Origin of the sequence: Exiguobacterium sp. s11 (genome assembly GCF_018619015.1) — a bacterium.
GTDB lineage: Bacteria > Bacillota > Bacilli > Exiguobacteriales > Exiguobacteriaceae > Exiguobacterium_A > Exiguobacterium_A indicum.
The window spans coordinates 1-402 of the sequence record NZ_JACSNF010000017.1 but is presented as its reverse complement, the minus strand read 5'-3'; the positions used below and the strand labels follow the sequence as shown (position 1 = coordinate 402).

Genomic DNA, 402 nt, shown 5'->3' with positions numbered 1-402 from the left:
AGGTAGCCGTATCGGAAGGTGCGGCTGGATCACCTCCTTTCTAAGGAAAACGTCCCTTACGGGACATGCCCATCGTTCAGTTTTGAGAGTCTAATTCTCTCTAGTCATGGAATGGGCCTATAGCTCAGCCGGTTAGAGCGCACGCCTGATAAGCGTGAGGTCGGTGGTTCGAGTCCACTTAGGCCCACCATTTCCATTATAATTCAATTCCAATCCTGGGGCCTTAGCTCAGCTGGGAGAGCGCCTGCCTTGCACGCAGGAGGTCAGCGGTTCGATCCCGCTAGGCTCCATTTGTCTTGTCCTTTGGATAAGGCACTCGCACCTTGAAAACTGAAGACATCAACAAGACATCAAACTTTTAATTAACCATGTCATTTAAGACGTGTGTTCTTAGAATACCAA

The 402-nt window shown here is 49.3% G+C and carries 2 tRNA genes; both read left to right on the top strand.

Features of this window, described 5'->3' with window-relative positions:
* Positions 1-113 precede the first annotated feature (113 nt).
* A tRNA-Ile gene (locus KNQ12_RS16895) sits at positions 114-190 on the top strand.
* 27 nt (positions 191-217) lie between these two features.
* A tRNA-Ala gene (locus KNQ12_RS16890) sits at positions 218-290 on the top strand.
* The last annotated feature ends 112 nt before the right edge of the window (positions 291-402 follow it).